Below are 14,811 nucleotides of genomic sequence, written 5' to 3'. Positions count from 1 at the left end.
CTGTTTACATTAAGTTAAAGTGGTTTAATTTTTCGGGCGGAAAGTTATCAGATAATCCGAGTTATAACCACATTTTTTGCGCAAAAAACGTTATTCTTTTCCAAGCATATTTACGGACGTTAGAGATTTAGTATGCAGACATTAGCAAAACGCGTCGAACAAATAGCCCCATTTCAAGTGATGGCAGTGATGGCGCGAGCAAAGCAATTACAGGCCGCGGGTCAGGATGTTATCCACCTAGAAGTTGGTGAGCCTGATTTCAGTGCTCCGCAAGCGGTCAATGAAGCGGGCATTGCGGCGATCAACGCAGGCAAAACCGGTTATACCTCTGCGACAGGGTTGCCTGAGTTGAGGCAATCGATCAGTGAGTTTTATTTACAGCGTTATGGCGTTGACGTGAGCTCAGAGCGTATCGTCGTGACGCCAGGCGCGTCAGGCGCTTTGTTATTGCTTAGTTCGCTGATGGCGGAAGTGGGTTCAGAAGTGCTCATGCCAGACCCTTGCTACCCTTGTAATCGCCATTTTTTATTACAAGTGGGTGCGACTGCTCGTATGTTGGAATGTTTCAGTAAGAACAACTTCGAGATTGATCTTGAGCAGTTGCAAAGCGAATGGCGTGATCAGACAACAGGGTTGTGGTTAGCGTCTCCGGCTAACCCAACCGGCTCAGTGTTGTCTCAGGAATACGTACAGCAAGCGTGGTCGATTGTTCAGCAACAGGGTGGCCATTTGTTGGTGGATGAAATTTATCAAGGATTGGTATTTGAAGGGCGCGATTTTACCGCGTTAAGCATCAGTGATGATATTTTTGTCGTGAACAGCTTTTCAAAATACTTCGCGATGACGGGTTGGCGCTTAGGCTGGATTGTGGTGCCAGAGTGGGCCATCGAAGGCGCAACAAAACTGGCGCAAAATTTATTCATCTCTGCGTCATCTGTTGCGCAATATGCGGCACTTCGAGCCTTTGAGCCAGATGTGCTGGCAGAGTGTGAAAGTCGTCGTCAGACCTTAGCGAAACGTCGCCTTACCTTAATAGATGGTTTGAAGCGATTGGGATTGCCTGTTGCGTCAGCGCCACAAGGCGCGTTCTATGTCTATGTTGATGTGTCGTCGATTACGACAGATGCAATGCAATGGTGTTTAGATTTGTTGCAACAAGAGTATGTTGCACTGACGCCAGGTGCGGATTTTGGGCACAAAGAGGCGCATAAATATGTGCGTTTTGCCTATACCTGTGATTGTGATCGAATTGAACAAGCCTTGCTGCGGATTGAGCGATTCATGGCCTCTTAAAGTGCTTTTTATTGACCTTAATCGTGTTCTTTTTAGGTTTTGGAAAACCTCCTTTTAAAGCGCGTTATTACTCTGCATTATAGTTGACATCAAAATTTGTGTGTTTGGGTATAGGGTTGGTATGCGTAAAGTTCAGCTTTGGCGTCGTTTGGCGGCCGCTTTTTATGATGCTCTTTTATTGATCGCGTTGTATTTCATCGTAGGTTGGATTGCGGTGATGTCTAACGATGGTGAAGCGGTGGAGAGTTTCTGGATGTTTTGGTTGTTGCTATTGATTGCGTGGGGTTTTTTCTTCAAATTTTGGCGGTATCCTGGTCAAACTTTGGGAATGCAGGTTTGGAAATTTCGTGTTGTACAAGAGAGCGGCGCGCCAATTACTGCACGTCAAGCGACAGCACGTTATGTCTTTGCGTTAGTGTCTTGGGCATGTTGTGGGTTAGGGTTTCTGTGGGCGCTAATTGATAAGAACCAACAAACATGGCATGACAAAATGTCACAGACGCGGTTGGAATTTATTGACCACAAGCAGCGCAGCCAAGATTCTTAATGGCTGCGCTGAGCGTCATTACTAATGGCGACGTTTGAGCAGATATAAACCGATCATAAAGCAAATAAGGATCGGGATTAGGATACCCAAAAGGGGTGGCAACGAGCTTACAAGGCTAAACCGTCCCGTGATGTAAAGGCTGTTTTGGAAGGCCAATCCAATCAATACGCCAGAGAAAATACGCCCCCCCATAGTAGATGAACGCAGAGGTCCAAATACCGTAGAAATGGCCACGATCACTAGTGCTAACGATGATAAAGGTCTAAAGACTTTGCTCCAGAAGGCGAGCTCATAATTCCCCGCGTTAAGTCCTTGTTCCTTTAAAAAGGCTGAATACTGATACAGCTGAGTAAGTGAAAGACTGTCCGGTTCTTGTGTGGATAAGTACAAGAAATCGGCCTTTAGCGAAGAGGTCCACTCTTGGCTTTTTGTGTTGCTTACTTCAACGTTAGTATCGGTAAACGTTGAAGTCTGGATGTTTTGTAGTTGCCAAGTGTCATCAGAGACTTGAGTAGCACGCTTCGCCGCATGGATGGCACGTAGCTGATCATCTTCACGATCGTAAATGGTAATGTTGTATAAATTACCTTCGCGATCTGCGGCATCAATATAGATATAGTCGCCATTGGTTTTAAGCCAGCTACCGCCTGTGATGGCGAAATCTTGGTTGACGCCAACTTGAAGCTTATCCACAAGGTTGGCTTTTTGTTCTGCGATAGGTGATACAAACTCCGCAACCAATAACCCTAGTACAGCCAGTAGTAAGACGGGCTTACAGGCGGCAAAACCTAGACGCCATAATGGGATGCCCGCGGCGCGCATAACGGTAATTTCAGAGGTGGACGCTAAAGCTCCGAGTCCGACTAAGGTGCCAATTAGAGAGGAAACAGGTAAGTATTCCGCTAGCTTTCCTGGGATACGCAGTCCAAGTACTTGGATTAAAGTGCCGGCAGTGTATTGATCATTTATCTTTTTTACTTCTTCGATAAAGGTAATCGCAAAGTCCAGTCCTAGTAAAACAAACGCCACCAAGCAGACGGCCAGTAATACGCTCATGCCAACGTAGTGGTCAAGTTTACGCATGGCGGCTCTCCTTGTTCTTAGGCAGTTTCGCGGACTTGCGCGAGAAGGCTTGGTTGAAGAGCAGGAAGGTGTAGGTGCCTATCAGCAAGAAGATGGCGTGCACCCACCATAAACCTAATTGTGCTGGAATAATCTGTTTTTCTAACGCCGTGCGTCCCCAGATGAGCAGGCCCAAATATGTGATAAGCAGAATAATAGCGGGCAGCATTTTAAAGAAACGTCCTTGTCTTGGGTTCACTTGACTGAGCGATAAACCAATAATGGCCAGTATCGGCACAATGATGACGAGGCTGATGCGCCATTGTAATTCTGCAATTAATTTTGGGTCGCTGGACTGCAACAAAGACAGCGTTGGCTGAGCTTCCTCTGCCGTAATATCTTGCATCGGGCGGTCTTCAATGCGGATAGCATAGGTATCGAAGGTCGTTAAGCTGTAGTTTCCGGTGCCGGGTGTGCCTTCATAACGTACGCCATCTTTAAGAACCAAGTACTGTAATCCGTCGTGTTCAGCAAAACGCACTAACTCACCGTAGCGTGCTAAGGTTTGAGTTGGGATGCGCTGATTTGATTTGATGGTCGTGTCTGAAATAAACAGATTTTCCATCCAGCCTTCATCGGCGGTAAAATTTTCGATGTAAGTGGCTTTTTGTCCTGAGCCCTCAAACTTTCCCGGCTGTAAAAAGTCGAAAGCGGTGAGCTGGCTTTGGGAGCGAGTCATTTCTTGAGCTTTATACTCAAACGTTGGAGACACCCAAAAGTTTATGGTGGCCGAGATGGCTGTCACAAAAAGTGCAATACCTAAGGTGTAGACTCCAAGCTTTACTTTGCTGACGCCACTGGCGAATAGAATCGACATTTCATTTTCGATGTACAGTCGGCCGTAAGCCAAGAGTAAAGAAAGGAAAAAAGCTAATGGCAAAATGACTTGAATAAAACTTGGCACATGGAGTCCCAAGATAATGAACAGAAAGTCAAAGCTCATTTTTCCTTCTGCGACACGTCCCAAGTAATTGACGATGCGTCCACTTAAAATGACAAGAAGTAAGATGAGCGTCACCGCTGCGGTTGACACCAACACTTCTTTAGCCAAGTATCTGAATAGTTTCAAAGGAACCTCTACTGGAGTTCTAGCGTGACTTCAGGCGATCGCTACTGTTTTAAAGCGGCCAATATTATCTCGATAGTTGCCGCAGGTAGCCAGTATTTTAGAAAGATTATTGAATTGGATGGGAAATATGAAAACACAATTGTTCAACAATGCTGCTGATGTGCAAGCTGACCTGCTTGTTGTATTCGTTCCGAGTGAAGGTGAATTACCAGCAGCAACCGCACAGGCAGATGAAAAAGTACAAGGCCAGATTACAGCGCTGCGCGAACAAACCGTTTTCAAAGGCTCTGTGGCACAAACGTTGCTGCTGCCAAGCGTTGTAGAAGGTCAGCCAGCTCTGTTGTTGGTTGGTACTGGTAAAGATGCGTTGTCGGATATGAATGTTAAAAAAGTGGCGGCTGCAGTAGGTACTCAAATCAAGTCCCTGCCATATGCTAACGTCGCGGTCGCTGCGAGCGGCTTGTCAGTTAAAGATCGTGATGCTGACAATATGACGACTTTGTTGGCGCAGTGGCTAAATGAAGCATTTTATGAGTTCCTTGGCTTTAAGCAATCGGATGCTGAGAAAGTGAGTAAAGTGGAAACTTTGCAAATCGAAGGTACGAACGAAGATGCCTTGAAAGTGGGCGTAGCGACAGCGTCAGGTTCTGCGTTCACTCGCCAATTGGGTAACTTGCCGGGTAATGTGTGTACGCCAGCTTACTTGGCCTCCAAAGCGCAGCATCTTGGTGAAGAATTCGGTATTGATATCGAATTGCTAGATGAAACCAAAATGGATGAGCTTGGTATGCACTGTTTGCTGTCGGTTGGACGCGGCAGTGATCAGCCAAGCTACTTGATCGTGATGCACTACCGTGGTGGCAAAGAAGATGAAGCGCCGCATGTCTTGCTAGGTAAAGGTATTACCTTTGATACGGGTGGTATCTCATTGAAGCCTGGTGCGAAAATGGACGAAATGAAATACGACATGTGTGGTGCGGCCAGTGTATTTGGCACGATGAAGGCGATTTGTGAACTCAAACCCGCATTGAACTTTACCGCAGTGATTGCGGCAGCGGAAAACATGCCAAGTGCACGTGCTACGAAGCCTGGCGATGTAGTACGTACAATGTCGGGTAAAACAGTGGAAGTATTGAACACCGATGCGGAAGGGCGCTTAGTGTTATGTGATGCATTGACTTACATTGAGCGCTTCAAGCCTCAGTCAGTGGTTGACATTGCGACATTGACGGGAGCTTGTATTGTGGCCCTTGGTAGTGTCAATTCAGGTATGTACGCTAATAAGCAAGACGTAGCGGATGCTTTGAAAGCGGCTGGCAGCGACGCCGCAGACAAACTTTGGCAGATGCCATTGGATGAAGAGTATCAGCAGCAGTTAGATAGCAACTTCGCCGATATGGGGAACATTGGTGGACCGGAGGCCGGTTCGGTAACGGCGGCTTGCTTCCTTTCGCGTTTTACAGAAAGTTACCCTTGGGCGCACTTGGATATTGCTGGCACAGCTTGGACAGGCGGGGCAGCGAAAGGTGCGAGCGGTCGCCCTGTAGGTCTGTTGACTCAATATTTATTAAGTAAAGCGAACTAGAGCTTCTTAGTGAATAAAGCCCTGTAAGTCGTCTTGCTTACAGGGCTTTTTGTTTGTTAGTTGATTTGAGTTTCGCTTAAGGGATGAAAAGTGATGAAATCGCCAAACTGTATCTTGTTAGGTTTTATTGGCGGGTATAGTTTAGTGTGATTGTCGGCGCGTATCGTTAGGGTGGACTTTTGCCCAGTTCAGTGCGAAAGTTGTACAACTTGAACGTTTCCTATCGGAAAAATTTAGACTGAAATCAGTCTGGATTTAGTACGATACACTTAGGTTTGGTTGTGATTTTTTATGTCTGATGTGCTTTCTGATGCTCAAATGTTTCTGTCTGAGCCGGACGAAACAGTCCTAACAGCTGCGTTACGCAATAAAGATGATATTCCTATCTTGATGGATATCGTCGGTGCAGACGATGCAGTAACTCCCATTAGTCAGGAAATGCACCTGAAGAAATCTCTATTCTCTGATGAGGCGGAGACGCAAAAGCCGACGCCTACCTTTAAGTACGAAGCGCCTGAGAAAAAGACCAAATTCCAATACGAACCACCTGAAAAAGGTGCTGAGTTTAACTACGAGCCGCCCGAAGCGATAACTGAGACTGTCTCCGACTCTGTCAGTCAAACGGTTGAGCATGTGGCCACTGCCGTGCAACCCAATACGGCAGGTAAAGATCAATCTCAACTTATTGCGGATGCTGTTAAAAGTGTACTCGAGCGCAGATTGCCAGAATTGGTTGCAGAAGTAATGATGGAAATCTCAAGACACGATGATCCTTAGGTGTTACGTGACTTTCTCGACCACTGTGTAAACGTTATAATCCCCTCAACTTTATTTTGCCATCCAAGAGCTTTAAGACACCATAATGGAAAAGACTTACCAACCTCAAAGTATCGAACAGCCTATTTACACTCGCTGGGAAGAAAACAACTATTTCGCACCAAGCGGTGATGGCACGCCATTCTCCATCATGATTCCACCGCCGAACGTCACCGGTAGCCTGCATATGGGGCACGCATTCCAGCACAGTTTAATGGATGCCATGATTCGTCGTGCACGTATGCAAGGCAAGCGCACTTTGTGGCAGCCAGGTAGTGACCACGCGGGCATCGCGACACAAATGGTTGTTGAGCGCCAATTGGCTGCGCAAAACCAAACACGTACTGAATTAGGTCGTGAGAAGTTCCTTGAAAAAGTATGGGAATGGAAAGGTCAGTCAGGCGGCACGATCTCTGATCAAATGCGTGTATTAGGTGACTCTGTCGATTGGACTAAAGAACGTTTTACGATGGACCCAGGCATGTCTGCTGCGGTTCAAGAAGTGTTTGTACGTCTTTATGACGAAGGCATTATTTACCGTGGTCAGCGCTTGGTAAACTGGGACCCTAAACTGCACACGGCCATTTCTGACCTAGAGGTATTGTCAGAAGAAGAAAATGGCTTCATGTGGCACTTCCGTTACCCTCTAGCGGATGGCGTAAAAACCGCAGATGGCAAAGATTACATTGTTGTTGCGACGACGCGTCCTGAGACCATGCTAGGTGACTCCGCCGTGGCGGTTGCGCATGATGATGAGCGTTACTCTGACTTAGTTGGTAAAGAGATTGTGTTACCGCTTGTTGGTCGCCGTATTCCAATTATCGTAGATGAATACGTTGATAAAGAATTTGGTACAGGTTGTGTGAAAATCACACCTGCCCATGACTTCAATGACTATGAAGTAGGTAAACGCCACGATCTGCCAATGCTTAACATCTTTACAGACGATGCGGCGATCAACAATGAGGCACCAGAGAAATACCGTGGCTTAGATCGCTTCGAAGCACGTAAAGTGATTGTGAAAGATTTCGAAGCGCTAGGTCTGTTAGAGAAAATTGCCGACCACAAACTGAAAGTACCGCGCAGTGAGCGCGGTAACACGGTCGTTGAGCCGTACCTAACCAAGCAGTGGTATGTGGCGGTTGAAACGTTGGCGAAACCCGCGATTGAAGCCGTTGAAAATGGTGATATCCAATTTGTACCAAAGCAATGGGAGAACACTTACTTCTCTTGGATGCGTGATCTACAAGATTGGTGTATCTCACGCCAACTTTGGTGGGGTCATCAAATCCCAGCTTGGTATGATGCTGATGGTAAGTTCTACGTTGGTCAAAGCGAAGAAGATGTACGCCAAAAATACGACTTAGCAGCGGATATAGAGCTGGTTCAAGACGAAGACGTACTGGATACATGGTTCTCTTCCGCATTGTGGACGTTTGCCACACAAGGCTGGCCAGAAAAAACAGAAGACTTTGAGCAGTTTGCGGAATCAGATGTTCTGGTAACAGGCTTTGATATTATCTTCTTCTGGGTCGCACGTATGATCATGATGACCCTGAAGTTTACCGATAAAGTACCTTTCAAAACCGTGTACATCACGGGTCTTATCCGTGATGAGCGTGGCGACAAAATGTCCAAGTCTAAGGGCAATGTGATCGATCCGTTGGATCTGATTAACGGTATTGACCTTGAGTCGCTGGTTGCTAAACGTACTTATGGCATGATGCAGCCTCGTTTGGCTGAGAAAGTTGAAAAGAATACTCGCGAAACGTACCCAGAAGGCATGCCTTCTTACGGTACTGACGCACTGCGTTTTACGTTGTGTTCATTGGCGTCTGGTGGTCGTGATATCAAGTTCGATTTGAACCGTCTGGAAGGCTACCGTAATTTCTGTAACAAAATTTGGAACGCAACACGTTACGTATTGATGAATACGGAAGACCAAGATTGTGCGCAAAATGGTGCAGAAGTTGAGCTTTCATTAGCCGATAAATGGATCATTTCGCGCTTACAGCACGCAGAAGAGGCGGTGAACAAAGCGTACGACACGCATCGTTTTGATCTAGCAGCTCAAGCTATTTATGAGTTCATGTGGCACGAGTACTGTGATTGGTATCTAGAGTTGTCTAAGCCTGTGCTGTGGGATGAGAACTCAACGCCAGCACAATTGGCCGGTACGCGTCGTACACTGGTTCGCGTTCTGGAAGCCTTCATGCGTTTGGCGCACCCGATGATGCCATTTATTACCGAAGAAATTTGGCAGCGTATTGCGCCATTGGCGGGTCAAACGGGCGAAACCGTTATGACGCAGGCGTACCCTGAAACGGATGAAGCGAAGAAAAATGCCGAAGCCGAAGCCGATGTTGAATGGCTAAAAGGGGTTATCGAAGGTGTTCGTAACATTCGTGGTGAAATGAACATCGCTCCGTCTAAGCCTCTAGAAGTGTTTTTCCGTAATGGTTCTGAGCAAGACAAAGTGCGTATGGAAGCGAACTTAGCGTTCCTACAGAAGCTTGCGAAAATCGAATCCGTCACTTGGCTTGAGGCCGGTGCTGAGGCGCCGATGTCAGCGACAGCCTTAGTCGGTGAGATGGAAGTGTTGGTGCCTATGGCTGGTCTGATTGATAAAGAGGCCGAGCTTGCTCGTCTACAAAAAGAAATCGATAAAGCCAGTAAAGATCTACAGCGCATTGAAGGTAAGTTAGGTAACGAGTCATTTGTTGCTAAAGCTCCTGAAGCGGTCGTAGAGAAAGAGAAAGCAAAGTGTGAAGACTTGAAGTTGGTTGTTGCTCGACTTGAAGAGCAAAAGGCTAGCATCGAATCTCTATAAGGTGACAGTTGCCTCACTGTGACCAGTGGGGCAACTGGCTAAAGTAGCAAGAGGTGGTCAATGGCAGAACGGTTATTTGGCAAAGTGCGATGGTTTAACGACACCAAAGGTGTGGGTTTTATTAAGCGTGATGGTTTTCCAGATGTATTTGTTCACTATAAAGCCATTCTGTCAGATGGGCATAAAACGTTGAAGAAAGGCCAGTCGGTGAGTTTTGATGTCATCCAGACGGACTTTGGGACACAAGCGACCGAGGTGAAACTCGAGAAACGGCCACTCTAGCCTCTTATAAAAAACCAGCTGATTCAGCTGGTTTTTTTATGTCTGTTTAAAGCATGCTATGAGCCAGTTTGACAAAGTCGACAGGGCTTAAGATGCCGACCAACTTGCCGTTCTCGACTACCGGCAGGCTGCCATATTTATTTTCAATAAAGAATTCAGCTGCGGTTTTTAGTGTCATGCTAGGGTCAATGGACAAGGTGTCCTTATTCATGGCATTGCGAACGGGTGTTTGCTCTTCTTTTTTATGCAGCTGCTGAGTACCAAATTGGCTGACAAGGTAAAACGCATGTTTAAGATATTCTCGTTGTGTCAGCATACCTAGGCAATGACCGTCATCGTCAATAACGGGTAGGTTGCGGATATTTTTTTCTGACATCAAGGCCTTCGCGGTGGCGAGGGAGTCACTCTCTTTTAGAGTGACTAAATTTGTAATCATTAAGTCGGCGACAGTTTGCACGCTTCGAACTCCTTGTATAATAGTTGTTATGAGTCTAGGAGATAATAAATGCCAAGCGCAATAGATAATAGTCAGTGCTTACTAGAGAAAGATGAATTTTGGATGGCTAAAGCGTTGGAATTAGCGCAAGAGGCGGCCGCTGAAAGCGAAATTCCAGTGGGTGCGTTGGTTGTATTGAATGATGAAATCATTGGTCAAGGTTTTAACTCCCCGATTCACACCTGCGATCCAACGGCGCACGCGGAGATCCAAGCTATTCGTGATGCTTGTCAAAAAATGAATAACTACCGCCTACCCGGTGCGACGTTATACGTCACTTTAGAGCCATGTTCCATGTGCGCAGGAGCCATTATTCACAGTCGAGTGGCGCGAGTTGTTTACGGAGCGACTGAACCAAAGAGTGGTGTGGTGGAAAGTCAGCTGTCTTTTTTTGACAGCAGTTACCTAAATCATCGTGTGGAAAGTCTGGGTGGGGTGCTGGCTGATCAAGCCGGTGAGCAGCTTTCAAACTTTTTTCAGTACCGTCGTGAGCAAAAAAAGCGGTTAAAACAACAGGCTAGGGAGCAAAGTGTACGTGATGAGTGAGGAAAGTGTTGATAATGCAAAGTCTGTACTGGCTTAAAAACACTTCAATGATTTAAAATGTGCGCAAATTTTTCCCCAAAACCACCATATGAGGCAAAACTCGACATGCTGACTCTGCATGGTTCCGCAGCGCTTTCTGCGTTTCGCAAAGCTAAGCTTTTAGCCGGTCTAAAAGATCTGTATCCATCTATCACAGATATCGATGCCCAATTTCTACATTTTGTTGAATTGAAATCAGAACAGGCGCTGACTTCAGATCAACAAAACGTGCTAGAACAGGCTCTGACTTACGGGGCTAAGTCTGCGCCGATTCAAGTATCTGATCACTACGTATTAGTAGTTCCACGTCTTGGTACCATCTCTCCTTGGTCTTCAAAAGCAACAGATATCTTGCATAACTGTGGTCTTGAGCAAGTTGAGCGAGTAGAGCGTGGTGTTCAATATTTTATTCACACGAATGCCGCATTGACTGATGGCCAACGTCATGAGGTTGCTGCTTTACTGCATGACCGCATGACCGAAAGTGTTTTGTTAGATTTAAACGCTGCACAAAACATGTTTGCTCACGCAACCCCAAAGCCAATGACCAGTGTTGATGTTTTAGGTGGTGGTCGTGCTGCATTGGCTGACGCCAATCAGAAGCTTGGTTTGGCGTTGGCGGAAGACGAGATTGACTACTTAGTTGAATCTTTCCAAGAGCTAGGCCGTAACCCTAACGATATTGAGTTAATGATGTTTGCCCAAGCAAACTCTGAGCACTGTCGTCATAAAATTTTCAATGCGTCTTGGACGATCGATGGCGAAGAGCAAGAACGTTCTTTGTTTAAAATGATCAAAAATACCCACGAGCATAATCCAGATGGCACCTTGTCTGCATACAAAGACAACGCGGCTGTTATGGAAGGCCACAAAGCAGGTCGCTTCTTCCCTAACCCAGAATCGAAAGAATACGACTTCTCACAAGAGAACATCGATATTCTGATGAAAGTGGAAACGCATAACCACCCAACAGCGATTGCGCCTTTCTCTGGTGCTGCAACAGGGTCAGGTGGTGAAATTCGTGATGAAGGTGCAACGGGTATTGGTTCAAAACCCAAAGCAGGTTTATCTGGTTACACGGTGTCGGATTTGAAGCTTCCTGGCTTTGAACAGCCATGGGAAAGTCATTACGGCAAACCAAGTCGTATCGTTACACCATTGGACATCATGATCGAAGGCCCTATTGGTGGCGCGGCGTTTAACAACGAGTTTGGCCGTCCTAACCTGCTAGGTTACTTCCGTACCTTTGAGCAAAAAGTTCAAGGTCCAACAGGTGACGAGGTACGTGGTTACCACAAGCCGATCATGTTGGCCGGTGGTCTTGGTAACATCCGTCGTGAGCACGTTGAGAAAGATGAGATCCAAGTTGGCTCGAAACTGGTTGTGCTAGGCGGTCCAGCGATGTTGATTGGTCTTGGGGGTGGTGCTGCCTCATCGATGGCTTCTGCGGACGGTAACGAAGACTTAGATTTTGCATCGGTACAGCGTGGCAACCCAGAAATGGAGCGTCGTTGTCAGGAAGTGATCGACCGTTGTTGGCAACTTGGCGACAAAAATCCGATCAGCTTTATTCATGACGTGGGCGCGGGTGGTTTGTCAAACGCTTTGCCAGAACTTGTTAAAGATGGCGAGCGTGGTGGTAAGTTCGATCTACGTAAAGTATTAAACGATGAACTGGGTATGTCACCACTGGAAATCTGGTGTAACGAATCGCAAGAGCGCTACGTGATGGCAATCCCTGCTGACCGCATTGATGAGTTCGCAGCGATCTGTGAGCGCGAGCGTTGTCCGTTTGCTGTGGTGGGTGAAGCGAAAGAAGAGTTACATCTAGAAGTAGAAGACCCTCACTTCAACAACAGCCCTGTCGATCTTCCGATGTCTGTTCTATTTGGTAAAGCACCAAAAATGCATCGTGAAGCCACTAAAGCTGATGTGAAAGGCGATGACTTTGATGGTTCTGAACTGGAGCTGGCGGAAGCGGCTAAACGCGTACTAACCCTACCAACGGTGGCATCAAAGAGTTTCTTGATTACCATTGGTGATCGTACCATTACTGGTATGGTGGCGCGTGATCAAATGGTCGGGCCTTGGCAAGTGCCTGTGGCAGATGTTGCGGTTACGACGTCATCGCTAGACACCTATAAAGGTGAAGCAATGACGATGGGTGAGCGCACGCCTGCGGCGCTATTGAATGCTCCTGCTTCAGGGCGCATGGCCGTTGGTGAAGCGCTAACGAACTTAGCCGCAGCGAAAGTGACAAAGCGTAGCCACATTAAGTTGTCGGCAAATTGGATGGCCGCTGCAGGCCATGCAGGTGAAGATGAGAAACTGTATCAAACTGTGAGAGCAGTCGGTATGGAGCTTTGTCCAGCATTGGATGTCGCCATACCAGTGGGTAAAGACTCGATGTCGATGAAGACAGTATGGAAAGAAGATGGCGAAGAAAAAGCCGTTACCTCGCCATTGTCTTTGGTGATTTCTGCGTTTGCGCCAGTAGAAGATGTTCGTAAGACTCTAACACCTGAGCTTAAGCAAGCAGAGAGCCAATTGATCTTGCTAGATCTTGGTGCTGGCCAAAACCGTTTAGGTGGTTCGGTACTTGCGCAAGTCTTTAACAAAGTCAGTAACGCAACACCTGACGTAGACAGTGCAGCTGCGCTTGCTGGTTTCTTTGATACCACTCAAGCACTTAATGGTGAAGGTAAATTGCTTGCCTATCATGACCGTTCCGACGGTGGTCTATTTGCAACCTTGACGGAAATGTCGTTTGCGAGCCACATCGGTCTAGATGTAGATCTAACCAATGTTGCAAAAGACAAAGCGTCTCTAGCGGCTTCTTTGTTCAACGAAGAGCTAGGTGCCGTGATTCAGGTAGCCAGCTCTGATGTTGATGCCGTACTAGCGGCTTACCAAGGCGCAGGCGTTTCAGCAACTGTCGTAGCAACACTAAACGATAGCGATACGTTGAACTTTGCGTTCCAAGGTGAGCAAGTGTTGTCGCAAGATCGTGTGACGTGGCAGCGTACTTGGTCTGAAACCAGCTACCGCATCCAAGCTCTACGTGATAACCCAGAATCTGCTCAGCAAGAGTTCGATAACTTACTGGATGCGAAAGACCCAGGTCTATCAGCTAAGCTAAGCTTTGATATTAATGCCGACGTTGCAGCGCCTTACATCAATACGGGTGCGAAGCCTCGTATGGCGGTTTTGCGTGAGCAGGGTGTAAACGGACAAGTGGAAATGGCGGCAGCCTTCCATAAAGCGGGCTTTAACCCAGTTGACGTTCACATGAGTGATATCTTGTCAGGCCGTACATCACTTGAAGAGTTCCAAGGTCTAGTGGCGTGTGGTGGTTTCTCTTACGGTGACGTATTGGGTGCCGGTGAAGGTTGGGCGAAGTCCATCTTATTCAACAGCCGTGCTCGCGAGCAGTTTGAAGCCTTCTTTAACCGCCAAGAGACGTTCTCTCTGGGAGTGTGCAATGGCTGTCAGATGCTGTCTAACTTGCATGACTTGATTCCAGGTGCGCAAAATTGGCCTAAATTTGTTCGTAACCAATCGGCTCAGTTTGAGGCGCGTTTTGTTCAGGTAGAAGTGAAAGAGTCTAACTCTATCTTGCTAGCTGATATGGCGGGTTCAGTCATGCCGATCGCGGTTGCGCACGGTGAAGGGCATACAGAATACCGCGATGATGCACACAAAGCGATTCTTCAAGCCAATGGTCAAGTGGCTCTGCAATATGTAGATCACTATGGTCAAGCAACTGAACGCTACCCATTCAACCCGAATGGTTCTGCGGAAGGCATTACCGGTCTAACGTCTGAAGATGGTCGTGTGACTATCATGATGCCTCACCCAGAACGTGTTTACCGTGCGGTACAACACAGCTGGAAGCCAGAAGGCTGGGAAGAGCAAGGCCCTTGGTTACGTCTATTCCAAAATGCACGTAAGTTCCTTGGCTAATCTTTGGATTGGTTAGGTGTTCTAAAGCCCGCTGCTTTTATAAGCAGCGGGCTTTTTCGTTTCTAGCGCAATGTTATGAGCGATGACGTGATAAAAGCGACGGCTAGTTAACTATATAGGTCAAGGTTGATTGATATTTGATCGTTTAGGTGTTTTTTTAGTGTGTTTTTTGATCTATTTTGGCGTTATTTAAAAGAATAGCGCATTTTTATTAATTTAACTC

Annotated in this window: 11 protein-coding genes; 8 read left to right on the top strand and 3 right to left on the bottom strand. The window is 46.8% G+C overall.

Annotated elements, in window-relative coordinates; translation table 11 throughout:
* Nucleotides 1–132: 132 nt before the first annotated feature.
* Together ACPUEK_RS00055 and ACPUEK_RS00050 are read left to right on the top strand one after the other, a co-directional pair.
* Nucleotides 133–1,293, top strand: coding sequence for an aminotransferase class I/II-fold pyridoxal phosphate-dependent enzyme (locus ACPUEK_RS00055; protein ID WP_425641844.1), 1,161 nt, complete (start codon nucleotides 133–135; stop codon nucleotides 1,291–1,293).
* Nucleotides 1,294–1,414: 121 nt separating this feature from the next.
* On the top strand, nucleotides 1,415–1,840 hold the full coding sequence (locus ACPUEK_RS00050) for an RDD family protein (RefSeq protein ID WP_067030378.1): 426 nt from the start codon (nucleotides 1,415–1,417) through the stop codon (nucleotides 1,838–1,840).
* 21 nt (nucleotides 1,841–1,861) lie between these two features.
* Here ACPUEK_RS00050 and lptG read toward each other — a convergent pair whose 3' ends face one another.
* Entirely contained in the window at nucleotides 1,862–2,923 is a 1,062-nt protein-coding gene (gene lptG / locus ACPUEK_RS00045) for an LPS export ABC transporter permease LptG (protein WP_425641843.1), read from the bottom strand.
* Complete coding sequence (gene lptF, locus ACPUEK_RS00040; RefSeq protein WP_269448091.1) at nucleotides 2,916–4,013, bottom strand: LPS export ABC transporter permease LptF; 1,098 nt, start codon at nucleotides 4,011–4,013, stop codon at nucleotides 2,916–2,918. Before lptF ends, lptG begins: the two co-directional genes overlap by 8 nt.
* A gap of 145 nt (nucleotides 4,014–4,158) precedes the next feature.
* On the opposite strand from lptF, the gene ACPUEK_RS00035 reads away from it, so the two are divergent.
* The 4 genes from ACPUEK_RS00035 to ACPUEK_RS00020 all read left to right on the top strand — a co-directional run bounded on the left by ACPUEK_RS00035 (nucleotide 4,159) and on the right by ACPUEK_RS00020 (nucleotide 9,544).
* On the top strand, nucleotides 4,159–5,616 hold the full coding sequence (locus tag ACPUEK_RS00035) for a leucyl aminopeptidase (protein ID WP_067215212.1): 1,458 nt from the start codon (nucleotides 4,159–4,161) through the stop codon (nucleotides 5,614–5,616).
* Between the two features lie 291 nt (nucleotides 5,617–5,907).
* A complete protein-coding gene (locus ACPUEK_RS00030; protein ID WP_067215208.1) occupies nucleotides 5,908–6,393 on the top strand; it encodes a hypothetical protein in 486 nt (161 codons plus the stop codon).
* A gap of 85 nt (nucleotides 6,394–6,478) precedes the next feature.
* Nucleotides 6,479–9,262, top strand: a complete 2,784-nt coding sequence (locus tag ACPUEK_RS00025) for a valine--tRNA ligase (RefSeq protein WP_067030396.1) — start codon at nucleotides 6,479–6,481, stop codon at nucleotides 9,260–9,262.
* A gap of 60 nt (nucleotides 9,263–9,322) precedes the next feature.
* Nucleotides 9,323–9,544 (top strand): cold-shock protein, encoded by a 222-nt coding sequence (locus ACPUEK_RS00020; RefSeq protein ID WP_067094978.1) that lies wholly within the window; start codon nucleotides 9,323–9,325, stop codon nucleotides 9,542–9,544.
* 46 nt (nucleotides 9,545–9,590) lie between these two features.
* Here the strand turns inward: ACPUEK_RS00020 and ACPUEK_RS00015 are convergent, their stop codons facing one another.
* On the bottom strand, nucleotides 9,591–10,001 hold the full coding sequence (locus tag ACPUEK_RS00015; RefSeq protein WP_417506612.1) for a CBS domain-containing protein: 411 nt from the start codon (nucleotides 9,999–10,001) through the stop codon (nucleotides 9,591–9,593).
* Nucleotides 10,002–10,049: 48 nt separating this feature from the next.
* Between ACPUEK_RS00015 and tadA the strand changes: the two genes are divergently transcribed.
* Both tadA and purL read left to right on the top strand, forming a co-directional pair.
* Nucleotides 10,050–10,586 carry a tRNA adenosine(34) deaminase TadA gene (gene tadA / locus ACPUEK_RS00010; RefSeq protein ID WP_425641842.1) on the top strand — a complete coding sequence of 179 codons (537 nt, stop codon included), beginning with the start codon at nucleotides 10,050–10,052 and terminating at the stop codon, nucleotides 10,584–10,586.
* A 105-nt stretch (nucleotides 10,587–10,691) separates the two neighbouring features.
* Nucleotides 10,692–14,588 carry a phosphoribosylformylglycinamidine synthase gene (purL, locus tag ACPUEK_RS00005; protein WP_425641841.1) on the top strand — a complete coding sequence of 1,299 codons (3,897 nt, stop codon included), beginning with the start codon at nucleotides 10,692–10,694 and terminating at the stop codon, nucleotides 14,586–14,588.
* Nucleotides 14,589–14,811: the final 223 nt, after the last annotated feature.

It is taken from the genome of Marinomonas gallaica (assembly GCF_049821165.1).
Classification (GTDB): Bacteria; Pseudomonadota; Gammaproteobacteria; order Pseudomonadales; family Marinomonadaceae; genus Marinomonas; species Marinomonas gallaica.
This window is presented reverse-complemented; position numbering and strand designations above follow the sequence as displayed.